19 protein-coding genes and 1 tRNA gene are annotated in these 22,867 nt (G+C 70.0%); 13 read left to right on the top strand and 7 right to left on the bottom strand.

Features of this window, described 5'->3' with window-relative positions:
• Window positions 1-106 precede the first annotated feature (106 nt).
• Window positions 107-2,065, top strand: coding sequence for an endo-1,4-beta-xylanase (locus AC0NH5_RS35505; RefSeq protein WP_474411452.1), 1,959 nt, complete (start codon window positions 107-109; stop codon window positions 2,063-2,065).
• A gap of 132 nt (window positions 2,066-2,197) precedes the next feature.
• A tRNA-Lys gene (locus AC0NH5_RS35500) sits at window positions 2,198-2,270 on the top strand.
• Between the two features lie 96 nt (window positions 2,271-2,366).
• Here AC0NH5_RS35500 and AC0NH5_RS35495 read toward each other — a convergent pair.
• Entirely contained in the window at window positions 2,367-3,161 is a 795-nt protein-coding gene (locus tag AC0NH5_RS35495; protein WP_474411451.1) for a DUF4190 domain-containing protein, read from the bottom strand.
• Window positions 3,162-3,367: 206 nt separating this feature from the next.
• On the opposite strand from AC0NH5_RS35495, the gene AC0NH5_RS35490 reads away from it, so the two are divergent.
• Window positions 3,368-4,006, top strand: a complete 639-nt coding sequence (locus AC0NH5_RS35490) for an NADPH-dependent FMN reductase (protein ID WP_474411450.1) — start codon at window positions 3,368-3,370, stop codon at window positions 4,004-4,006.
• Here the strand turns inward: AC0NH5_RS35490 and AC0NH5_RS35485 are convergent.
• On the bottom strand, window positions 3,962-5,668 hold the full coding sequence (locus AC0NH5_RS35485; RefSeq protein ID WP_474411449.1) for a sulfatase family protein: 1,707 nt from the start codon (window positions 5,666-5,668) through the stop codon (window positions 3,962-3,964). The genes AC0NH5_RS35490 and AC0NH5_RS35485 overlap by 45 nt on opposite strands.
• A gap of 178 nt (window positions 5,669-5,846) precedes the next feature.
• On the opposite strand from AC0NH5_RS35485, the gene AC0NH5_RS35480 reads away from it, so the two are divergent.
• From AC0NH5_RS35480 to AC0NH5_RS35465, 4 genes are all read left to right on the top strand, one after another.
• Entirely contained in the window at window positions 5,847-5,987 is a 141-nt protein-coding gene (locus AC0NH5_RS35480; RefSeq protein ID WP_474411448.1) for a hypothetical protein, read from the top strand.
• Window positions 5,988-6,116: 129 nt separating this feature from the next.
• Window positions 6,117-7,316 (top strand): cytochrome P450 family protein, encoded by a 1,200-nt coding sequence (locus AC0NH5_RS35475; protein ID WP_474411447.1) that lies wholly within the window; start codon window positions 6,117-6,119, stop codon window positions 7,314-7,316.
• A 109-nt stretch (window positions 7,317-7,425) separates the two neighbouring features.
• On the top strand, window positions 7,426-8,244 hold the full coding sequence (locus AC0NH5_RS35470; protein ID WP_474411446.1) for a helix-turn-helix transcriptional regulator: 819 nt from the start codon (window positions 7,426-7,428) through the stop codon (window positions 8,242-8,244).
• A gap of 40 nt (window positions 8,245-8,284) precedes the next feature.
• Window positions 8,285-9,010 carry an SDR family NAD(P)-dependent oxidoreductase gene (locus tag AC0NH5_RS35465; protein WP_474411445.1) on the top strand — a complete coding sequence of 242 codons (726 nt, stop codon included), beginning with the start codon at window positions 8,285-8,287 and terminating at the stop codon, window positions 9,008-9,010.
• A gap of 5 nt (window positions 9,011-9,015) precedes the next feature.
• On the opposite strand, the gene AC0NH5_RS35460 is transcribed toward AC0NH5_RS35465, so the two are convergent.
• A complete protein-coding gene (locus AC0NH5_RS35460) occupies window positions 9,016-10,824 on the bottom strand; it encodes a diguanylate cyclase domain-containing protein (protein WP_474411444.1) in 1,809 nt (602 codons plus the stop codon).
• A 188-nt stretch (window positions 10,825-11,012) separates the two neighbouring features.
• On the opposite strand from AC0NH5_RS35460, the gene AC0NH5_RS35455 reads away from it, so the two are divergent.
• Window positions 11,013-11,342 carry a hypothetical protein gene (locus tag AC0NH5_RS35455; protein ID WP_474411443.1) on the top strand — a complete coding sequence of 110 codons (330 nt, stop codon included), beginning with the start codon at window positions 11,013-11,015 and terminating at the stop codon, window positions 11,340-11,342.
• 102 nt (window positions 11,343-11,444) lie between these two features.
• Window positions 11,445-12,215 (top strand): hypothetical protein, encoded by a 771-nt coding sequence (locus tag AC0NH5_RS35450; RefSeq protein WP_474411442.1) that lies wholly within the window; start codon window positions 11,445-11,447, stop codon window positions 12,213-12,215.
• 293 nt (window positions 12,216-12,508) lie between these two features.
• Here the strand turns inward: AC0NH5_RS35450 and AC0NH5_RS35445 are convergent, their stop codons facing one another.
• Together AC0NH5_RS35445 and AC0NH5_RS35440 are read right to left on the bottom strand one after the other, a co-directional pair.
• The gene (locus AC0NH5_RS35445) at window positions 12,509-12,724 is read right to left on the bottom strand and encodes a DUF397 domain-containing protein (RefSeq protein ID WP_474411527.1); all 216 of its coding nucleotides are present in this window, start codon (window positions 12,722-12,724) and stop codon (window positions 12,509-12,511) included.
• A 40-nt stretch (window positions 12,725-12,764) separates the two neighbouring features.
• Window positions 12,765-13,613: a helix-turn-helix domain-containing protein gene (locus AC0NH5_RS35440; protein ID WP_474411441.1), complete on the bottom strand. Its 849-nt coding sequence runs from the start codon at window positions 13,611-13,613 to the stop codon at window positions 12,765-12,767.
• A gap of 250 nt (window positions 13,614-13,863) precedes the next feature.
• Here AC0NH5_RS35440 and AC0NH5_RS35435 point away from each other — a divergent pair, with 250 nt between their 5' ends.
• From AC0NH5_RS35435 to AC0NH5_RS35425, 3 genes are read left to right on the top strand one after another with little or no spacing between them, the layout of a single operon-like run.
• A complete protein-coding gene (locus AC0NH5_RS35435; RefSeq protein WP_474411440.1) occupies window positions 13,864-14,505 on the top strand; it encodes a GOLPH3/VPS74 family protein in 642 nt (213 codons plus the stop codon).
• A gap of 35 nt (window positions 14,506-14,540) precedes the next feature.
• Window positions 14,541-16,106, top strand: a complete 1,566-nt coding sequence (locus AC0NH5_RS35430; RefSeq protein ID WP_474411525.1) for an APC family permease — start codon at window positions 14,541-14,543, stop codon at window positions 16,104-16,106.
• A 22-nt stretch (window positions 16,107-16,128) separates the two neighbouring features.
• Window positions 16,129-16,743 carry a GNAT family N-acetyltransferase gene (locus AC0NH5_RS35425; RefSeq protein ID WP_474411439.1) on the top strand — a complete coding sequence of 205 codons (615 nt, stop codon included), beginning with the start codon at window positions 16,129-16,131 and terminating at the stop codon, window positions 16,741-16,743.
• A 3-nt stretch (window positions 16,744-16,746) separates the two neighbouring features.
• Here AC0NH5_RS35425 and AC0NH5_RS35420 read toward each other — a convergent pair whose 3' ends face one another.
• On the bottom strand, window positions 16,747-17,304 hold the full coding sequence (locus tag AC0NH5_RS35420; protein ID WP_474411438.1) for a hypothetical protein: 558 nt from the start codon (window positions 17,302-17,304) through the stop codon (window positions 16,747-16,749).
• A 601-nt stretch (window positions 17,305-17,905) separates the two neighbouring features.
• On the opposite strand from AC0NH5_RS35420, the gene AC0NH5_RS35415 reads away from it, so the two are divergent.
• A complete protein-coding gene (locus tag AC0NH5_RS35415) occupies window positions 17,906-19,585 on the top strand; it encodes a cellulase family glycosylhydrolase (protein WP_474411437.1) in 1,680 nt (559 codons plus the stop codon).
• A 232-nt stretch (window positions 19,586-19,817) separates the two neighbouring features.
• Here the strand turns inward: AC0NH5_RS35415 and AC0NH5_RS35410 are convergent, their stop codons facing one another.
• A complete protein-coding gene (locus AC0NH5_RS35410; RefSeq protein WP_474411436.1) occupies window positions 19,818-22,679 on the bottom strand; it encodes a glycoside hydrolase family 3 C-terminal domain-containing protein in 2,862 nt (953 codons plus the stop codon).
• Between the last annotated feature and the right edge of the window lie 188 nt (window positions 22,680-22,867).

Raw genomic sequence — 22,867 nt, 5'->3', positions numbered from 1 at the left:
GGAAATTTATCGGTAGTAAACCGTTGACGCGGGCGGAACACCTCCCAACAATGAGACAGCGACGGTCGTCAATTCACCGCTCCCTCGTTGAAAAGGTGATATCCCCATGCCCAGAAAGAGAGCAGGTGCCGCGGCCGTCCTCACCGCGGCCCTGGCAGCAGCGGGCGCCGTTCTTCTCGCCCCGTCCGCCGAGGCGGCCACCACCCTGGGCGCCGCAGCCGCGCAGAGCGGCCGCTATTTCGGCGTCGCCATCAGCGCGGGCCGGCTGTCCGACTCGACGTACACGTCGATCGCGAGCCGCGAGTTCGACTCGGTCACCGCCGAGAACGAGATGAAGATCGACGCCACCGAGCCGAACCAGAACCAGTTCAACTACACCAACGGCGACCGGGTGGCGAACTGGGCGATCAGCAACGGCAAGAAACTGCGCGGCCACACGCTGGCCTGGCATTCCCAGCAGCCGGGCTGGATGCAGAGCATGAGCGGTACGACCTTGCGCAACGCCATGCTCAATCACGTCACCCAGGTCGCCACCCACTACCGCGGCAAGATCCACTCGTGGGACGTGGTGAACGAGGCGTTCTCCGACAACGGCGACGGCTCACGGCGCGACTCCAACCTGCAGCGCACCGGCAACGACTGGATCGAGGCGGCGTTCCGGGCCGCGCGGACCGCCGACCCGGGCGCCAAGCTCTGCTACAACGACTACAACATCGACAACTGGAGCCACGCCAAGACGCAGGCCGTCTACAACATGGTCCGCGACTTCAAGTCCCGTCAGGTGCCGATCGACTGCGTCGGCCTTCAGGCGCACTTCAACAGCGGCAACCCGGTGCCGAGCAATTTCGGCACCACGGTGTCCAGCTTCGCGGCGCTCGGCGTCGACGTGCAGATCACCGAGCTGGACATCCAGGGCTCCGGCACCGACCAGGCGAACAAGTACCGGAGCGTGGTCAACGCCTGCCTGGCGGTGGCCCGGTGCACCGGGATCACCGTCTGGGGCGTGCGCGACACCGACTCCTGGCGGGCGAGTGACACCCCGCTGCTCTTCGACGGCAGCGGCAACAAGAAGGCGGCGTACACCGCGGTGCTCGACGCGCTCAACGCCGCCGGACCGGGCAACCCGACCACACCGCCGCCGAGCAACCCCACCACGCCGCCGCCGTCGAACGACTGCCGCAACGGCTACGTCGGCCTGACGTACGACGACGGGCCCAACGCCGGCAACACCACGACGCTGCTCAACGCGCTGCGGTCCGCCGGTCTGCGAGCCACCATGTTCAACACCGGCCAGAACGCGGCCGCCAACCCGTCGCTGGTCCAGGCGCAGGTCACGGCAGGCATGTGGGTGGCGAACCACAGCTACACCCACCCGCACATGCTGACCCTCTCGGCGGCGCAGATGAGCTCCGAGCTGTCCCGGACGCAGAGCGCGATCCAGGCCGCCGGCGGTGGCACGCCGGTGCTCTTCCGCCCTCCGTACGGGGAGACCAACGCCACCCTGGAGTCGGCGGCGTCGGCGCTCGGCATGCGGACGATCATCTGGGACGTCGACTCGCAGGACTGGAACGGCGCCACCACGGCCCAGATCGTGCAGCGGGCCGGCACGCTGACCAACGGCCAGATCATCCTGATGCACGACCAGTACGCGGCCACCGTGGCGGCGATCCCGCAGATCGCGGCCGACCTGCGGAACCGTGGCCTGTGCGCCGGCATGATCTCGCCTACCACCGGCCGTGCGGTGGCGCCGGGCGGAACGACCTCGCCGCCGCCCACGACCACCCCTCCGCCGTCCGGGAACTGCACGGCCACCTACGCCGAGGGCCAGAAGTGGAATGACCGGTTCAACGGTCAGGTCACGGTCACCGGGGCGACCAACTGGCGGGTCACGGTCACCATCCGGTCGCCGCAGCGGATCATCGCCACCTGGAACGCCGCGGTCACCTGGGACGGCACCGGCACCGTGATGACCGCCCGGCCGAACGGCAGCGGCAACACCTTCGGATTCACCGTTCAGCACGGCGGCAACTGGGCGTGGCCCACGCTGGCGTGCACGACAGCCTGATTCCCGTTCCCCGAAGATCCGCCGCGGGCGTGGGCCCCTCCCACGTCCGCGGCGGCCTTTCCGCAGCCCGGGGCGCCTGCCCCGCGCATTCGGCCGGTAACCCTGGTGTGCTAATGTTCTGCCTCGTTGCAAGCGCTGCTAGCTCAACTGGCAGAGCAGCGGACTCTTAATCCGCGGGTTGTAGGTTCGAGTCCTACGCGGCGCACAACACGACTGAAGGCCCATCCTTGCGGATGGGCCTTCGGTGCGTTCCGGGGCCGGGGTGGCCGGCCCGGGTGCGGGCCGGCCATGGCGCGCCGGGTCAGAGCAGGCCGGCGACGCCGCCCACCCCGCCGATCACCGCGATCAGGATCGCCGGGCCGATGAAGATGTAGCCGAGCACCAGCCCGGCAACAGCCATGCCCTGGCCGGACTTCGCGCCCCGCTTGGTCTCCGCGAGCCCGAGGTGGCCGAAGATCACCGCGAGCAGCGACGGGATGCCGAAGGCCCCGAAAGCACAGGGCAGGAGCAGCAGGCCGACGATGCCGAGCACCATCGCCGCCACGCCCCAGCCCGAGGTGGGCGGGCCGACGTGGCCGACCATCACCGGCTGGTACATCGGCGGCGCGGGGTAGCCGCCCTTCTGCTCATAACCGGGCGGCGGCGGATAGGCCGCCGGGGACTGCGGATAGCCCGACACCGGAGGCGCGTACGGCTGGGGCTCGTACGACTGCGGCGCGTACGGCTGGGGTGGGAACGGCGCAGTGGGCGGAGAACTGGCCGGATAGGACGTGTAGGGCGCGGCCGGGGGTGCGCTGTCGGGCGCCGGGTACGCCTGGGGCGCGTAAGGCGACGCCGGCGGGGCGTAAGGCGACGCCGGTGGCGCGCTGTCGGGCGCCGGGTACGCCTGTGGCGCGTAAGGCGACGCCGCGCTGCCCGCGGGAGGCAAAGGCGTGAACGGCGCGGTGGGCGGAGCGCTGTCCGGCGCGGGGAACGGCGTGGTCGGCGGTGCGCTGTCGGGCGCGGGGAACGGAGCCGGCGGCCGGCTGGCGTCGTACCCCGGCTGCCCGAAGGGCTGGGTCGGATCGTACGGCGGCGGGGTGGGCGGCTGTGACATCGTGCTCCGAGTTCCTCGCAGGCCGGGGGGAACTCCGGTCCCACCCCGGATGGACCGTCTGCCCATGCTGCCGTCCGGTCTGCGGCATGGCCATACAACGAGGCCCATTCGGTACGAAAGTCCTAGCTTGACCACCCGGTCGGCGGTAACCCGAACGGAACCGTGCCGGCGCCCCGGAAAGTGCCCGCGGCCCGTATGGTCGGCGCATGACGCGCGTCCTGCTGGTCTCGGGTAGCACCCGCGACGAAGCTCTGCACACCGCCGCGCTGCGGACCGCGGCCCACCATGCCCCGCCGGGCATCACCGCCGTGCTGTTCGACGGGTTGCGTGACCTGCCGGCGTTCGTTCCCGGCGAGGCTGTTCCCCCGGTGGGTGTCGCCGCGCTGCAGCGGCAGGTCATCGCGGCGGACGCGATCCTCTTCTGCACCCCGGAGTACGCGGGGTTCCTGCCGGGCAGCCTGAAGAACCTGCTGGACTGGCTGGTGGACGGTGGCGAGCTCACCGGCAAGCCGGCCGCGTGGCTCTCGGTGGCCGGTCCCGGCCGCGACGAGGGCGCCCGGGCGGCCCTGGAGTCGGTGCTGGAGCACGGCGGGGCCCGGCTGCTGCGCCCGGCGTGCATCCGGATCCCGCTGGAGATGAGCGCGGTGGACGGCACCGGCCTGGTCACCGACACCCGGCTGCACATGGCGCTCGGCGACATGGTGCAGGCGCTGATCCGTGGCCTGGCCGGGGCGGAGACCCGGTCGCAGCCCTCCTGGCAGGCGCACTCCAGCGTCTATCCGGTCATCCAGCGGCAGAGTTCACCGGCCTTCCGCAGTGGGCCGCCCCGCATCTGGCCCGGCTGAGGCCGAGCCGCTGATCGAGGCGCCGGCCGACGGCGACGGCGACGGACCGGCCGAGGGTGAAGCGCTGATCGGGGTCGGGGCGCTGAACGAGGCGGCCGGGCGGGGCGCGGCCGAGGCGCTGCTGGAGGGCTCGGGTCCGGCGCCGCCGATGGCGCGCCCGGCGGCCCCGCAGGCGTCCGCCCCGGCGCACCGGGTCAGCCCGGTCAACGTCGCGTCCAGTACCGCGATCTGGGCGGGCGGCAGTGTCCGGGCCAGGTTGCGCAGCTGCGCCGGGTCCAGTTTGCGGTCGTAGTACTCCCGCGAGCCGTCGGCGTACCTCACGTAGGTGAAACGGGCCGTCCGGAGCGCGTCGTACGCGGGCGGGATGTTCACGCTGTCGTGCTGGAAGTCCGGGTCGGCCGGGTCGGTCGCCGGGTCCCGGTGCTCGATCAGCGAGACCGTCCGCCACTGCGCGGGCGTCTCGCCGGCGAGCAGCGGCCTGATGCTCCGGCCGTCGGCCTCGGCCGGCACCTGCGCACCGGCCAGGTCGGCGAACGTCGGGCGCAGATCGATGTTCTCCACCAGCGCGTCGACCGTGCGCCCGGCGGCGACACCGGGCCCCGCGACGACCAGCGGCACGTTGACGTCGGTGTCGAAAGCGGTCTGCTTGCCGGGCGTCATCCGGTAGTCGCCCATGTGGTACCCGTTGTCCGAACTGAAGATCACCACAGTGTTGTCGGCGACCCCGGCCCGGGTCAGGGTGGCCCGCAGCGAGCCGAGCATCCGGTCGATCGACTGCACCGACTGGACCCGCTTGCGGAACTTGATGTCGATCTCGGCCTTCTTCGCCGGGGTCAGCGGCGGCACCCGCCGCAGCCACGGCGGGGCATCCACCGGCTGCCGGTCGTATGCCGGCCCGCGCGGCGCCTTGAGCCCGGGGAACGAGTTGGTGTCCTGCGGCGCCGGGGTGTACGGGCTGTGCGGCGTGTACGTCGCCACTTCCATCATGAACGGCTTGCCGGCGGCCGCGGTGCCGGCGATGAACTGTGAAGCCTTCGCCGACAGCACGTCGGTGAGATAGTCCTGCGGGCCCGTGCCGTACCGGCGAACCTGGTTGTTCTCGTTCAGCAGGTAATTGAAGTTGCCGTACGCGTTGCCCCCGGCCATCCACAGGTCCCAGCCCGGCGGGACGTAGGGCCGGCCGAGGCCACCGGGGTTCTTCGCGTGGTACTCGTTCAGGTACTTGCCGAGGAACGCGGTCCGGTAGCCGGCCGCCTGCAGATCGGTGGCGAACGTCGACTTCTCCGCGCCCTTGCTGTGGAAAAGCTTGAAGCCGCCGTCCGACCCGTGATTCTTGAAGATCCCGGTGTTGTGCGGGAACTGTCCCTTGAGGATGGACGCCCGCGACGGGCAGCACAGCGAGTCGGTCACCGTGTAGTTGGCGAACGTGGTGCCGGCACGCTGCAACGCCTGGACGTTCGGCATGTACCGCACGAGGTTCTGCGACAGGTCGTCGGTGAGCACGAACACGATGTTCGGCCGGGCACCGCCCGACTCGGTAAGCGCCGGACTCGCTGCCGCGGCCGGGACCGAGCGTTCATCCTTCGGGGTGCAGGCGGCCGCGGCCAGCAACGTCACCGAGGCGAGCACGACACTGAGGGCACGACGAGGGCGAGGGGTCATGGTGTTGCGGTGGCTCCGTCCCGGACGAGTTGACCTCAGGAGGGTAATGGGCGGCGGCGAGCGGGCGCAGACACCTGGTCCGGTCCGCAACCCGAGTTTGCTTACCAGTCGTTGAGACGATCTTTAAGAATGCCTCAACAATGATGATCTGTTCGGCGGTGAGGCGGATAGTACGGTCATGGATCTCACCCGGCTCATCGGCATCGCCGGTGCCGGGCCGAGGCCGCGCCGTCCCCGCCGCCTCGCCCCGCGCCGTCCCCGTCTGCCGCTGCGCCCACCGCGTTCCCCGCGCAACGTCGACGCCTGGCTACCGCGCTGAATCGGCCCGGTGCCGGCGTGCGCCGGGAGGGCGGCAAACCGGACTAAAGAGAAACCGGTGACGAACGCCGCATCGACCGGTATCGTCGTAACCCGGCTCGGTGGCACGATGACTCGGGGACGTGGTGCGATGACGGGGGACCTGCACGTCGACCTGACGGATCCTGCCTTCCAGGCGGATCCCCACCCGGTGTACGAGCGGTGGCGCCGCACCGGCCCGGTCCGCCGGACCCGGTTGCCCAGCGGCCTGAACGCCTGGCTGGTGACTCGTTACGAGGACGCCCGGCGCGCGCTGGCCGACCCGCGGCTCTCCAAGGAGTCAGCGTTCTCGGTCGGGTCCTCCACCGTCGCCAACCGGCCCGTCGGCCCTGCGGCGGTGCTGTCCCGGCACATGCTGGCCGTCGACCCGCCCGACCACACGCGGTTGCGCCGGCTGGTGTCGGCCGCCTTCACCGCCCGCCGCATCGAGAGCCTGCGCCCGCGGATCCAGGAGATCACCGACGACCTGCTCGACGCGCTGGCGGGCCGGGAGCGGGCCGACCTGATCGACACGTTCGCCTTCCCGCTGCCCATCCAGGTCATCTGTGAGTTGCTCGGCGTTCCGGTGGCGGACCGGGACGCCTTCCGGGCCTGGTCGAACGTGATCGTCGCCGGTTCGCAGTCCGGCGACCGGCTGGAGCCGGCGATGCGGGAGATGGTCGGTTACATCCTCGCCCTGATCACGGAGCGCCGCGCCCGGCCCGGCCCGGACCTGCTCTCCGGCCTCATCCACGTGCGCGACCAGGAGGACCGGCTGACCGAGGCCGAGCTCTCCTCGATGGTGTTCCTGCTGCTCATCGCCGGTCATGAGACCACGGTCAACCTGATCGGCAACGGGACCTACCTGCTGCTGCGCGACCGGGAGCAGTGGGAGCGGCTGCGCGCCGACCACACCCTGCTGCCCACCGCGATCGAGGAGTTCCTGCGATACGAGGGACCGGTCGAGACCTCCACCTTCCGGGTCGCCACCGAGGACCTCGAGATCGGCGGCGTGACGATCGCGGCCGGCGACCCGGTCATGGTCGTGCTGCTCTCCGCCAACCGGGACGACGACCGCTTCCCGGACGCCGGTGAGCTGCGCCTGGACCGCACCCAGAACCCGCACCTCGCGTTCGGGCACGGCATCCACTACTGCCTCGGCGCACCGCTGGCCCGGCTGGAGGCGCAGGTGGCCTTCACCGCGCTGCTGACCCGCCACCCCGGTCTGCGCCTGGCCGTCCCGGCGGAAGACCTGCGCTGGCGCCCCGGCCTGCTGCTGCGCGGCCTGGAAGAACTCCCCGTCCTGTTGTAACCGGGGACTACTTGTCCCCGGTTGAATCCGGCCTTCATCCGGCCCGCCGTCCGCGCCAAGCTGGTCACAGCAAGCACGACGGACGCGAGCCGGAAGGGAGGATGGGAACGTGGACCGGGCCCAACTCGCCGATTTCCTCCGCACCCGCCGGGAGGCGCTGCAGCCGGAGGACGTCGGGCTGCCGCGCGGACCGCGACGGCGCACCGGCGGGCTCCGCCGTGAGGAGGTGGCGGCGCTCGCCGGGATGTCGGCCGACTACTACGGCCGGATCGAGCAGCAGCGTGGCCCGGCGCCGTCCGAGCAGATGCTCGCCGCCCTGGCCCGAGCCCTGCACCTGGGGCTGGAGGAGCGGGATCACCTGTTCCGGCTGGGCGGCCACCCGGCGCCGCAGCGGGTGCTGCGCGACGACCACATCAGCCCCGGTGTGATGCGGATCCTCGACCGGCTCGAGGACACCCCGGCCATGGTCGTCTCCCGGTACGGCGAGACGCTGCTCCAGACCAGGATGGCGGTGGCCCTGGTCGGTGACGAGAGCGGGCACACCGGCCTGGCGCGCAGCGCGTGGTACCGCTGGTTCACCGATCCCGCCGCCCGGCGGCTCTATCCGCCGGAGCACCACTCCCGGCACACCCGGATCGTCACCGCGCAACTGCGCAAGGCCTACGCGGCGGCGCCCGGCGGCCGGGCCGGCGAGATCGTCGGCGCCCTGCTGGCGGCCAGCCCCGAGTTCGCCGCGATCTGGGCCGTGCACGAGGTCGGCCTGGGTTACGCCGACCGCAAGACGCTGCTCCATCCGGAGCTGGGCGCCATCGACGTGTTCTGCCAGAACCTGCTCGACCCGGAGCAGCTCCAGACGCTGCTGGTCTTCACCGCGGTTCCCGGCTCGCCGAGTCACGAGAAACTGCAGCTGCTCGCTGCCGTCGCCTGACACCGCAACCATCATCCGAGTAACAGAGGAAGGCTTCGCCATGCCCAAAATCGCCCTGATCACCGGCGGCAACCGCGGACTGGGCCGGGCCACCGCCCTGGCTCTGCTGGAAGCCGGCGTGGAGGTCGTCTACACCCACCGCGGCGACCCCGGCGAGAAGATCGACGCCGTCGCGCTCCCGCTGACCGTCGGCGACCTCGACTCCTACGGCGAGTTCGTCACCACCCTGCGCCGGACACTCGCCGACCGGTTCGGCCGCACCGACTTCGACTTCCTGGTCAACAACGCCGGTGTCGGCCGGGCCGGTTCGATCGCCGAGACCCCGGTCGAGGCCTTCGACGAGATGCTGAACGTGCACTGGCGCGGCATGTTCTTCCTGACCCAGAAGCTGCTTCCGCTGATCGCCGACGGCGGCCGCATCGTCAACCTCTCCACCGGTCTGGCCCGGTTCACCGGCGAGGGGATCTACGCTGCCTACGCCTCGATGAAGGGCGCCGTCGAGGTCTTCACCCGGTACCTGGCGAAGGAGGTCGGCCCGCGCGGCATCACCGCGAACGTGATCGCCCCGGGACCGGCGGCGACCGAGTTCGGCGGCGGCATGCTGCGTGACAACGAGCAGGTCCGGGCGTACATCGGATCGCAGACGGCGCTCGGCCGGGTCGCCCGGCCGGAGGAGATCGCCGGCGTGATCCGGGCGCTGCTCGGCGACGACGCCGGCTGGATCACCGGCCAGCGCATCGAGGCCTCCGGCGGCATGCTGCTCTGACGAGGTCAGGCGCGCTGGGCCTTGCGCTCGTTCTTGCAGCGGTACATCGCGGTGTCGGCCTCGCGCAGCAGGCCGTCACCGCTGCCCGGCTCGCCGGTCGCGACGCCGATGCTGGCGCCCACTGTCAGCCACAGGTCACCGACCAGCATCGGCTCGCCCAGCACCGTGGCCATCGTCCCGGCGAGCCGGTCCGCCTCCGCGGTCCCGGTGCCGGGCAGCAGGACGGCGAACTCGTCGCCGCCCAGCCGCACGGCCAGCTCGCCCGCGCCGAGCAGACCGGTGAGCCGCTCGGCGACCGCCCGGAGGACCCCGTCGCCGACGTGGTGCCCGTGCTGATCGTTGATCTGCTTGAAGCCGTCCAGGTCGATCAGCAGCATGCTGACCCGCTGGTCCGCCTGGGCGAGCCGCCGGTGCAGCAGCACCCGGTTGGCCAGCCCGGTCAGGGAGTCGTGGGTGGCCTGCCGCTGGAGTTCGTCGTGCAGCGCCCGGGCCTCGGTGGCGTCCCGGGCGTTCAGCACCAGGCCGCGGATGCTCGGGTTGCGCCGCAGGTCGGTGATGACGATGTCGAGCCACCGGTACGACCCGTCGGCGTGCCGCCACCGCAGCTGGGTGCCGATGCCCAGGCCCGGGTTGGCGCGCAGCTGCGCGGACAGCGCCTCCACCGCCGGCCCGTCGTCCGGGTGGGTGCGGTCGGCGAGCAGGGTGCCGACCATGTCCGCCGGTTTGAGGCCCAGCACCCGCTCGGCGGCCGGGCTCGCGTAGTTGATCGCGCTGGTCCCGTCCACGACCAGCGTCAGGTCGGAGGTGTGTTGCACCAGGGCCTGGAACCGGTCCCGCTGCTCGTCCAGCTCGCTGAGCAGCCGCTCGTTGTCCCGCAACGCCGCGATCTGCCGTCCCAGGACCAGTGCGGTGATCGCCGCCGCACCGATCGCGACGCCCCAGACCCGCAGGTCGATCCGGCCGTCCTGGAGCGAGACCACGAGCAGCAGCTGGGTGGTGATCACGGCCAGGTACGGCATCCGGCTGGAGCGGGGTCCCGGCTCTCCGCTCTGCCGCTGGGCCAGGCGCGGCTGCTGGAGCGACTGCAATCGCAGGGCGAAGGCCGTCAGCACGCACGGCAGCAGCTGGACCACGAACATCACCTCGGGCCCGGGGTCACCGAACAGGCCGGTGGCCAGCGGCGCGGCCAGCGCGGTGCCGGCCACGCCGAGACTGCCGAGCACCCCGGCGCTGCGGGTGAACGGCGCGGTCCCGCTGAGGATCAGCTTCAGCACGCCGAAGGTGATCAGCAGCATGACGGTCGCGGTGGTGGCGGCGCCCCAGCGGTCGGCGGCCTGCCTGCCGCTGAGCTCACCGGCGAGCAGGAAGTACCAGAGGAAGACCGTGACACCGGTGAGCACGGTGGCCGCGTCGAACCAGAGCCGCAGCCGTTGCCGCCCGGCGCCGCCGAGCGGATGCCGCAGGGTCGCCACGACCACGGTGACCATGCCGGCGACCACGAAGGCGGTCTGCACGAGACTGGTCCTCGTGGTGCCGGGCTGCGCGATCATCAGGGCGGTCTGATAGGTGTCGCCGATCGCGCAGGAGGCGCAGCCGATGACCACCACCCGCCAGAACCGCCGGCCGGCCGGCGTCGTCCGGACATGGGTGGCCAGCTGCCAGGCCAGCCAGACGTCGACGAGGTCGACGCCGGCCTGGACGGCCCAGGAGGTGGTCGGCCCGCCCGGGCCGATCAGGAACCACGGGACGATCAGCAGACCCAGGGCCGCGAGGGCCAGCATCGCCGGATCCTTCGCCCCGGTCGGCATCCGCATGAGCGCTCCTGTCGTGACCGACCGGAGGCTCTCCGGTCGATCAGCCCATCGGCGGCGGAGCCGAGGACGTGAGGATCCCCGCCGTACCGATCAACTATGGCCGCATACCGCGAACATGATCCGATACACGTACGCGAGTCGGTGTGGCGCCGTGCGAGTTTTTGACCGTTTTGGGTAGTTTACGAGGCGTGACGACGACCGGGAAGCGCAGCACGGCGCTGCGGTCGTTGCCTCTTCTCCTGGCGCTCCTTCTGGCCTTCCTGGCCGCGCCGGCCGCGGTGTCCGATCCCGCGGCCCCTCCCGTCAGCGGCATCTCCGCCGCTGCCCCGGTGCACGTCGTCGATGCGGTGCATCACGACCTCGCCCCGGACGAGGGGGACGGCTCGTTCGCCCGTACCCCCGCTGTCGATCCCGCGGCGCAAGCCGCCACCCGGCCCGCGCCGGACCGAGCATCCGCTCTCCGCGCCCGGCTCGGCCACCGCGCCGGCCCTTCCCGGGCTCCGCCCGCTGCTGGCTGACCAGCACGGACGGCGATTGCGCCGTCGGCGGTCCACGTGTGCGGCGAACACCAGCGGAACCTACCGAGGCGGACGAACCCTTCCATGAACATGCTTGCCGAAATGCTGCTGACCGAGCCGGCCCCGGTCGCCATCTGGGCAGTGCTGATGCTGCTCACCCTGCCCGCACTGATCGTGCTCGCCAACCCGCACGGCGTGCACGACCCGCGGCGCGCGCTGATCGAGACGGTCGCCGTCCTGCGCCGGCGGGAGGAGCGCCGGGACGCCGAGCGGCTGCGGCAGCGGACCGAGGCGGCCCAGGTCGTGCGCTACGCGGAGGAGGTCCGGGTGGCCGCCGACCAGGCCACGCACGCGGCCCAGCGCTGGCAGGAGCACTGGGAGGCGGCCGCCGAGCGGGCCGACGCGAGCTGGCAGGCCTGGCAGGACGCGGATGCGCGCTGGGCCCGCTGCCGCACCACGGCGGCCTTCGGCACGCCGTTCACCTTCCGGACCCCGGCGGAGTACGCGTCACGCGAGCGCTACCTGCACCGGGCGGTCCGCGAGGCGGTCGCCCGTGGCGACCTCCCGGAGAGTGCGGTGGCGGACGCGCTGAACGGCGGGGGTCGCTGGGACGCCCGGCTGCACCCGGTCGAGCAGGAACTGGCCGTGCAGCGGGCGAGCGCGTTCTACCTGGAGCGGGTGCACCGGGCGGCGGTCACGGCGGAGCGGCTGGCGTGGCACGACGTCCAGCTGGCGCGGCGCAACCGGGAGAGCCTGGGCCGGGAGGCCGCGGCTGCCGCAGCGCGGGCCGCGGTGCTGGGGCGCCTGCTTCCCTCCGGGGCCAGGTCGAGCGCGCGCGGTGCGCGGCGGCCGGTCTTCGTCCCGGCGGCCTGAGCTTGCCGCCGTGTGCCGAGCGGCCGGGCGCAGGCCGTGCCGGTGGGTGACGTGGTGATCACAAGCGGTCATAAGGTGGCGGTAAGTGTGCACGCCGGGTACTCGCGGGCTCCGGTACGCGTACCGGTTACGCGTACCAGGGGAGAGGTCTGATTCTCATCATCCGGCGGGAGGGTGGGCCGCGCCGCGGCGCCCCCGAAAGGGTGACGCCACGGCGTTCCTCAAGTTGCACATCGCGGAAGTTGACGTTGATACGAGCACTTCCGTCGCTGTGCGCCTATCGGTAGGCTCTCTCACGAAACAATGTCGAATTCGCCGTCCTTGGCGGAGTCCACAAAGGCGGTCCACTCCGCCTGGGTGAACATGAGAGCGGGACCCGTCCGGTTCTTGCTGTCACGGACGGCGATTCCACTGGCGAGGAAAGCAACCTCGACGCAGTTGTTACCGCCGCTACCGTTACTGCGACTGCCCTTCTTCCAGACGGCACCGTCGAGTTGGTGCGCGAGCAACTCGAGCACCTCCCTTCGATATAAGAGTTCTTCGGGAGCGCTACGCGACGAGCAAGCCCTCGATCATCGTTATGCTGCTGCGATGATCAAGCGCCTTGGCGCTCATTCGCTCGAACTCCTGCCGGTACCGGGCAACCTCACTTGGTTGCTCTTCGTAATAGTCTCCCGCAACGCCTTCGAGGTAGACAACATCCAAATGGGTGGTCTCCCGGAACTCCAAAAGCGCTGCTGACCCGCCCAGGAACAGATGTTCGCCGGCGCTGAAGGGCATGATCTGGAGCGTTACATTCGGTAATTTAGCGGCTTCGATCAGATGCTCGAGTTGTTCCCGCATGACGTCCCCGCCGCCGATGACCCGGTGCACCACGGACTCGTCGATGATCGCCGAGAGTTCCAGCGGGCGTTCGCCGCCCAATCTGCTCTGCCTGGTCAGGCGCAGTGCGACCCGCCGGTCGATGTGATGGGTCGGGTCGGTGGCGCGACCGGTCTTGATCAGTGCGCGCATGTACGCCTCGGTCTGCAACAGCCCCGGCACGACGATCGGCTCCCAGGTTCGCATGGACGATGCCGCGGCCTCCAGCCCGACGAAGTTGCCCGGCCGCATGATGTCGCGGTAATCGGTCCACCAGGTGCGCTCGCGCGACAGCCGGGCCAGCTCCACCAGGGCCTCGCGATATCCCTGATCCCGCACGTTGTAGAGGGTGAGCAGGTCACGCACGTCCCGCGGCGTGACGGCGACCCGGGCGGTCTCGATCCGCGTCACCTTGGCCGCGTGCCACTCGAAGTGTCTGGAAACGTCCTGCTGGGTCAGCCCCGCAGCCTCCCGGCATCGTTTGAGTTCCGCCCCCAGCCGGCGGCGTCGCAGCGTCGGACCCTCGATATCGGACACCTGGACTCCCTATGGTCCTGATGCAGTCGATATTACGACCGGCTCCCCATGATCTCATGCACTCATTCATGATCGCCTTTCCCATGATCAGGAGAAGTTGATCTGAGCACCAGGGCTTGGATTGGAAGTCTAGTACTCCTTGTATTGACCTTGCTGCTGGGTACATGATGCTTCGGACATCGAGTTCTGTCTTGTTTCCGATAACGGAACAAATGATCATTGGAACTTGCGTCTAAGGGGCGTGGGCGGAGTGTTGGCTGACCAGTATTACCTGATCGCACACGAGGACCGCACCGGTCGGTCACGGTTGCACCCCCGTGCGACCGGCTTGGGCCTGGCCGCCGCTTTATTGGCCGAACTGGTCCTTGAAGGGCGTATCGGCGTTACCGACGGAGACGTATTCGTTCTTGATCGGCACCCGACCAGGGATGCCCTCACCCACGACATCCTCGATCTTCTGATCGCTCAGCCGCAGCACCGTGACGTGCGCACCTGGCTGGCTTTCCTGTCGCAGGACGCGGCCATCCGGGTGGGGGAGCGGCTGATGCGCCTGGGCGCCGTCGAGCCGGTCGTCCGCCGCCGGATGCTCGGCCCCAGCCAGACGACGTACATGCCGAACAGCGCGCAGCAGCGCAACGCCGCCGCCTGGGCCTCGACCCGGCTGGCCAACCTGCTGGTCCGCGGCATGGAGCTGAACATCTCCGACCGGGTGCTGGTCAGCCTGGTCTCCGCCACCGGCCTCACCCGCCACGTGCTGTACGGCTTCGAGATGTACCCGCAGGCCTTCCAGTACCTGCCGAACGCCGCTGCCTCGCTGCCGAGCGACCTGCGCGAGATCGTCGACTACACCGAAGCCTCGATCGGCTCGGTGCTGACCGCTGGTCGCCGATGACTTCCGTCGGGCGTCACCACCTCGGTCCCAACAACATGGATCAGTGGGCCGGGCGGCTGCTGGTGGACCGCAAGGCCCCGCCGGAGCCGGACATCATCACGCGGGCGCTGGCCAACAACCGGATGGGCGTCGCGTCCGTGGTCTTCTTCGGTGTGGCGGGCGCCGCCCCGCTCACCGTGATCATCGGTTCGATCTCCGCCATCTACGCCATCCAGGGCAGCACCGCCGTTCCGGTCGCCTACCTGGTCGTCGCCGGCATCCTCTCGCTGTTCACCGTCGGCTTCGTGGCGATGAGCCGGCACATCGTCAACTCCGGCGCCTTCTACTCCTACATCAGCCACGGCCTGGGCCGGGTGGTCGGCGTCGGTGCTGCGTTCGTCGCGCTCCCGGCGTACTCACTGATGCAGATCGGCCTGTTCGGTCTCTTCGGCACAGTGGCTTCCGGCATTCTCGCGCAGTTCGGCCTGCAGGCTTCGTGGTACGTGTGTGCCCTGGTCGCCTGGTTGCTGGTCACCGTGCTCGGCGTGCTCTGGGTCGACCTGAGCGGGCGGGTGCTCGCCGTCCTGCTGGTCGCCGAGATCGCCATCGTGCTGATCTATGACCTGGTGATGGTCGCCAACCCGGCCGGCGGCTCGATCAGCTTCGAGACGCTGTCACCGGGGCCGATGCTCACCCCTGTCGTCGGCACCCTGCTCGTGCTGGCCATCGCGGGCTTCGTCGGGTTCGAGGCCACCGTGGTGCTCTCCGAGGAGGCGCGCGACCCGAAACGGACCATTGCGCGCGCCACCCACCTGGCCGTCCTGCTCGCCGGTCTGCTGTGCGGGCTCTCCGCCTGGGCCATGTCGGTGACCACCGGCCCGGACCGGATCCTCGCGGTCGCCGCCGAGCACCAGACCGACCTCGTCTTCATCCTGGTCGGCCCGCATCTGCCGAGCATCCTGGTGGACATCGGCTACGTCCTGTTCATGACCAGCGTCTTCGCGGCGCTGCTCGCTTTCCACGCCGCCGTCGCGCGGTATCAGTTCGCTCTCGGCCGGGAAGGTGTGCTACCGGCGATCTGGGGTTACACCCATCCCCGGACCGGCGCCCCGGTGGCCGGCTCGATCACCCAGAGCGTTCTGGCACTCGTGGTGATCAGTGCGTACGCCCTGGCCGGCCTGGAGCCACTGCTCTACCTGTTCGCCTGGCTGACCACCATCGGCGGTCTCGGCGTGCTGGTCCTGATGTGGGCGGCCTCGGCCGCGGTGATCGCCTTCTTCCAGCGACATCGCCGGGGGGAGAACGTCTGGCGCGCGTACGTCGCTCCGCTGCTCGCGTTCCTGCTGCTGTCCATCGTGCTGGCCGCCACCATCATCGGCTTCGGCGACCTGCTGCAGGTTCCGGCGGGCTCGCCGTTCCGCTGGCTGATCCCGGTGGCGTACCTCGGCGTCGCAGCGGTCGGGTTCGGCTGGGCCCTGATCATGCGAGCCGTCCGGCCGGAGGTGTTCGCGGCGATCGGCCGCGGCGCCGACGTCCGGGTTCCCGCACCGGTCGAGAACGACTTCCCCACGCAGCCGCTACCCCCGGCAGCGCCCGTGGGCTCCCGTGGCTATCCCTACTGAGTCTTGACCGAGAGAGGAAACGATGACGTACGCCATCCAGGAACTGGTGATCCGGGATGTCACCCCGGTCGACACCGATGAGATCACCGATCTCGTCGCCGACGCGATGCGCGACGGTCCGGTCGCCCGCTGGCTGCACGCCGATCCCGAGGTGCGCCGCCGCGAGGCTCCGCACTACTTCGCGATCTTCGTCGAGCACGCCGCGCAGCATGGCGAGGTCTACGCCACCGCCGACGCGGACAGCGGCCGTCTCACCGGTGTCGCCCTCTGGTTCCCGCTGACGTCGCTGATTCCGCCGCCGGTCGATTACGAACGCCGGCTCAAGGAGGCGGCCGGTGATGCGTTCGATCGCGCCTGCCAGCTGGACGCCGCGATCGAAGCGCAACACCCGTTCGAGCCGCATCACTATCTCGCGTTCCTCGCCGTCCGTCCCGGGGACCAGAACCGTGGCATCGGCAGCGCGCTTCTCGACCGGCATCACGCCCGGCTCGACCAGGCCGGCCTTCCAGCTTATCTGGAGGCCAACGATCCGCGTAACCGTGACCTGTACCTCCGGCACGGATATCAGGTCCGCTCCCTGATCGAGCTACCCGACGGGCCTCCGCTCTGGACGATGTGGAGGTCGCCTATGGCGTGACTGTCAAGCGGCGGAGGGGAACTCGTACATCCAGAAGGATTGCTGGTCGACCCGCTCGAACTTCATGTTGTTGTTGCAGAGCCGGCCGATCAGCAGCCGGAAGACGCGGGACATGTGCCGCACCTCGTCGTTGTAACTGCAGAGGTCGAGGCCGACCATGCCGTTCTGGGTGGCCGCCACCAGGTACATCTGCTCGGACATCTGCGCGAAGGCCTCCCGGCCCTGCGCCTGGGGACTGACCGCGACGAAGACGATGTACCAGATCCGGTTGGCCGCATAGTGCTCCGGCCAGCGCCGCTCGAAATACTGCGGAGCGATCAGCGGGATGGCGCTGAGGTTGTTGGTGTAGCAGGAGATGCCGACCAGACGGCCGTCGTTCTCGTCGATGGCCAGGTACTTGTCGATCCGGGTGTCCTGCATGACCTCGTCGAACTCCGACCGGTACATCAGGTGCCGCTGGGCGGCGAGGGCGTTCAACTCCTCGAACGCCTCCAGGTAGAGGTTCCATGCGTCCTCGTGCAGTTGCCCATCGGTGATCTGGTCGACGACTTTGACAAGCATGGCTGCCCTCTCCGCGGGCTCCCGGCAAGGAGCTCAGCAACATCGTTCGTACTTACGTAGATCGATGACAGTTGACCAACAGAGTACGAAGAGCAATAGCTCCGCGACAATGCGTGAGGGCTGATTCGATGTGCCAATTCCAGTTTGGAGGGACGTATACGACCAAACCCCGGTGCAACTTGCATAGTTGCAGCTAGAAGCCGGGAGCGAGCCTGTCTGAGTCGATGTCGTTAATTCTGGGAATCGGTTTCAGAAGTGCTGGATCTCAAGGGCCAGCCTTTCTGTGGAATGCACCGAGTACTGGCCTTCATGCAAGGAACTTCGTGCGTTCGCCCAGCCGGAATCGCGACGCGGCTCACCCTTCGACGACGTGGACGGGCGCCACCCGGCCAGACACCGCGGGCCATCTCGGCGAGATCAGCATCCCCCTGCTCGCCCGGATGGCCCGTCGCTGCGTGCGCCGAGCGGGGCCGGCGGGTGGGGGTCGGCGGGTGGGCCAGACGTTGACATAGTTTGAGGTCCAAACATAATCTGCCGAGATCAGTGCGGGAGCGCTCCCATTCGCACACTCCCGCATCCGCGCGTCCTCGCTAGGAGCGTCATGTCGCGTTCACTCGGCAGGTGGTGGGGCGTCGGCCTCGTCCTCGTCCTGATCACCGGAATCGGCCCCGGTGCCGCCGGCGGCGCCCAGGCCGCCGCGCCCACCCCCGCGCAGGCCGTCGCCGCCATGCAGCCCGGCTGGAACCTGGGCAACACCTTCGACGCCACCGGGGACGACGAGACCTCGTGGGGCAACCCCCGGGTCACCCCCGAGCTGCTCGACGGCATCCGTGCCCAGGGCTTCAAGAGCATCCGCATCCCGGTCACCTGGGGGCAGCATCAGGGACCGGCGCCCGACTACGTCATCGACCCGGCGTACCTGAACCGGGTCAAGGAGGTCGTCGGCTGGGCGCTCCAGGACGGCTTCTACGTCATGATCAATGTCCACCACGACTCGTGGCAGTGGATCAACAACATGGTGGCTGACCACGACACCGTGTTGGCCCGGTACAACGCGATCTGGACGCAGGTGGCCGCCGCGTTCCGCGAGGCCTCGCCGCGGCTGGTGCTGGAGAGCGTCAACGAGCCGCAGTTCACCGGGGGCGACCCGGCGGCGCTGCTCGCCGAGCTGAACACGTCCTTCCACCGGATCGTGCGCGGCTCCGGCGGCGGGAACGCCACCCGGCTGCTCGTCCTGCCCACCCTGCACACCTCCGCCGACCAGGTGCACCTGGACCACCTGTCCGCGGAGATCGCCGCACTGGACGACCGGAACCTGATCGCGACTGTGCATTACTACGGCTACTGGCCGTTCAGCGTCAACGTGGCCGGCGGCTACCGGTTCGACGCCACCGCGCAGCAGGAGATGCTCGACTGGTTCACCCGCGTGCACACCACGTTCGTCAGCAAGGGCATCCCGGTGATCGTCGGCGAATACGGCCTGCTCGGCTTCGACCGGCACACCGGCACCGTTGAACAGGGTGAGAAACTCAAGTTCTTCGAGCTCTTCGGCGCGCAGGCGCGGGCCCGTGGCATCACCACCCAGCTCTGGGACAACGGCCAGCACTTCGACCGCACGGCGCTGGTCTGGCGCGACACCGAGCTGTTCAACCAGATCCGCTCCAGCTGGCGGACCCGCTCCGGAACCGCGGCCAGCGACCTGATCTTCGTCCGCCGCTCGGCGCCGGTCACCGCCCGGACCGTCACGCTCAACCTCAACGGCACCGGCTTCACCCAGGTGCGGCTCGGCAGCAGCACGCTGCGGCGCGGACCGGATTACACCATCTCCGGCGACAAGCTCACCCTCACTGCCGGGTTGCTCTCGCGACTGACCAACCCGCCGGGGTACGGGGTGAAAGCCTCGTTGTCGGTGCGGTTCTCCCGAGGGGTCCCGTGGCGACTCGACGTGGTCAGCTACGACACTCCGACTCTTGCCGCCGCCACCGGCAGCACCGCGGCGTTCGCGATCCCGGCCGTCTTCAGCGGCGACCGGCTGGCCACCATGACGGCGACCTACGCGGACGGCAGCAACGCGGGCCCGCACAGCTGGACGCCGTACAAGGAATTCGACCGCGCCTTCGCTCCGGATTACCCGGCCGGCGCGATCAGGCTGACCCCGGAGTTCTTCGCCGAGGTCAGCGACGGCGCCCCGGTCACGCTGAAGTTCTACTTCTGGAGCGGCGAGATCGTCACCTACCAGCTCACCCGCACCGGAACAGACGTAACCGGCACCGTCCCCTGACCTACTGGCACCTCAACGCCGGTGGCCCTCCAAGGCCACCGGCGTCGGCCTCCCAGGGCCACCCCCGCGTGCGAAGTTGCGGTCCGATCCGCACCTGAACTTCACACACACGCTGGGTGGCTGCTTGCGTGTGAAGTTGCGGTCCGATCCGCACCTGAACTTCACACACGCTGGGTGGCTGCTTGCGTGTGAAGTTGCGGTTCGATCCGCACCTGAAGTTCACACGCCGGGGTCAGGGGAGCAGGGTGAGGGTGGCGGCGGTCAGGCCGGAGGTTGAGTAGATGACGTAGAGGGAGTGGACGCCGGAGGCAGGGGGCAACGGGGCGGTGACGGGGAGAAGGTCTTCGCGGCCGGCGACCACGGGGACGGGGAGGGTCGCCAGCACGGGGCCGGTGAACGGGTCGTCGAGACGCAACGTGATCGAACCGTTCGGGGCGTGGGCCGCGACGAGCGCCCTGACCCCGGTGCCGGTGCTCGCGCCGAAGTCGACGTCGTCGAAGACGGCCCAGGCGCCGGGGGAGAGGCTGCGCAGACCTTCGCCGGTGTCGTCGGCCACCGGGACGGGCGTCGTCTCCGCGTACCCGTCGTTGTCGATCAGCCGCAGACCGGCGCGGGGAGAACGGAGCGGGGTCCGCTCACCGCGCACCCGCAGCGTCGCGACGGCCGCCCAGTCGGTGCTGGAGCTGCCGACCGCGATCGTGTGCCCGGCGTCCTCGACCGCCCAGCGCGAGCGGGTCACGTCCCAGAACGCCAGGTCGTCGACGGTCAGGTCCAGCCGGACGGTGGCGCGTTCACCGGGCGCCAGCCGGACCCGGCGGTAACCGCGCAGGCGCCGCAGCGGCTGCTTGACGCGGGAGCGCTGCTGCCGGGTGTAGAGCTGCACGACCTCGGCCCCGGGACGGTCGCCGGTGTTGACGACGTCCACGGTCACGGTCACGGTGTCGCCGGGGTCGGCCTCGCTCCGGTCCAGGCGCAGGTTCTCGTAGCGGAACGTGGTGTAGCTCAGGCCGTGGCCGAACGGGAAGAGTGGGACGCCCCGGTAGTACTGGTAGGTGGCGTCCGCCGTGATGATGTCGTAGTCGAGCAGATCGGGCAGGTCGCCGGCGTCGGAGTACCAGGTCTGGGTGAGCCGCCCGGCAGGGTCGACCGGAATGCCGGCCGGGTCGCTGCCGAACAGGACGTCGGCCAGCGCGCCGCCGTGCTCCTGGCCGCCGTGCGCCGACCAGATCATGGCCGGCAGGTGGTCGCGGGCCCGGCCGAGCGCGTACGGGTAGCTGCTGGCCAGCACCAGCACCGTCCGCGGGTTGGCCGCCGCCACCGCGCGCATCAGGTCGTCCTGCGTCCCCGGCAGCGCCAGGTCGCGGCGGTCCTCGGTCTCCCGGCCGTTCACCAGCGGGTGGTTGCCGAGCGCGAGCAGGACCATGTCAGCCCGCGCGGCCACGGCGGCGGCGGCCGCCACCCCGTCGACCAGCAGGTCCACAGTGAACACCGTCGCTTCCGCCGCGGTCGGGGCGCAGGTGCGGACCAGCCCGTCGGTGTCCACGGCGAGGTACCGCGTGCTCTGCAGGTGCCGCAGCACCACGCCGTCTCCGGCGGGCTCGAGGCGGAACGTCTCGCGGACCTCCCAGCCGTTGGGCCCGGGACGATCGGTGACCAGCCGATGCGACTCGGGGCCGTGACCTTCCGCGCCGACGCAGAGACCGGTGGCGACGGATCGCAGCGCGACCATCTCCTGACCCCAGTCCAGGACGTCGAAGAGCGCGTCCTCGGGGATCGTGTCGTCCGGTCGTACCACCAGGAAGTTCGAAGGATCCGTGGCCAGCAGGCCGGCGGCGCAGCGCAGGGCGACGCGGTCGGCCCCCTCGTGGTGCAGAAGCTCAGATTCGGCGGGAAGGCGCCGGGCGATGGCGGCGCGCAGCGTGTCGCGGTAGGGCGGTGTTCCGCTGTACCAGTCGTCGAAGGTCTCGTCGGCCAGCGGACCGATCACCGCGACGTGTCCTGCCCGGTCCGGGTCGAGCGGCAGGATGCCGTCGTTGCTCAGCAGCACGACAGACGCGCGGGCGGCCTCCCGGGCGAGGGCGCGGTGCTCCGGGCAGTCGATCACCTCGGGACCGATCTGCCGGTACGGGTCGTCCTCCGGGTTGAACTCGCCCAGCCGGACCCGCACGGACAGGATGTGCCGCACCGCGTCGTCCACGTCGGACTCGGTCAGCGCGCCGGTGGCGACCGCCTCGGTGAGGCGCTCGATGGTGGCGTCGTGGTCCTCGGTGAGGCAGTCGACGCCGGCCCGGACCGCGGCGGCGAAACCGGTCACGTGGTCGTCGTGCCACTGCTGGTCACCGGCGATGTTGTGCACCGCCCAGGCGTCGCCGACCACCATCACGTCGTCCTCGGTCCATGAGCGCAGCGTCTCGTTGATGAGCGGGCTGAGGTGTGCGGGACGGCCGTTGACCAGGTTGTACGACGCCATCACGGCGACCGCGGCGCCGTCGGCGAGGGCGGGGCGGAACGCGGGCAGCTCGTATTCGTGCAGGACCCGCGGCGTCATCGCGCTGGAGGTGAGGCAGCGGTCGGTCTCGTTGTTGTACGCGAGGAAGTGCTTGAGTGTCGGCGCGGTGCGTATCCACACGGGATGGTCGCCGCGCAGCCCGCGCGCGTACGCGGTGCTCAGCACTCCGGTCAGCCACGGGTCCTCGGCGTAACCCTCCTCGTTGCGGCCCCACCGGGGATCGCGCAGCAGGTTGACCACCGGCGCCCAGACGTTGAGTCCGACGTTCTCGGGGTCCCGGTGGTGCATGGCGCGCACCTCGGTGCCGACGACCGTGCCGACCCGGCGCAACAGGTCCTCGTCCCAGCTGCTGGCCAAGCCGACCGCCTGGGGGAAAGCGGTTGCCGTGCCGAGCCAGGCGACCCCGTGCAGAGCTTCGGTTCCGGTGCGGAACGTGCCGATGTCCAGCCGCGGGATCGGTGCTTGGGTCTGATGGAGCAGGGCGATCTTCTCCGCGAGGCTGAGCCGGCCGAGGAGGTCGGACACTCGCGCGGCGACTTTCTGGTGCGGGTCGCGAAAGACGATGCGAGAGGGGGATTCGGTCACAACGTGGTCCTTCGGGGCCGAGCCGGCTGTCCAAGCGACCCCGTGAACCGGGTTCGTCGAAGCGCTTCGACAACCGAGCGAATGAAGCCTCGCGAGTGGGTTTCGCGAATGTTTCGGTCGGAGTTCACTGAGGCTCGCACCCCGGTTACGCCCGGGTCAAGGCACGAAGGCCATGTTCGGCCATCGAT

The organism is Actinoplanes sp. 13, from assembly GCF_056134165.1.
The sequence above is the reverse complement of the archived record's forward strand: the minus strand, read 5'-3'. Positions and strand labels throughout refer to the sequence as shown.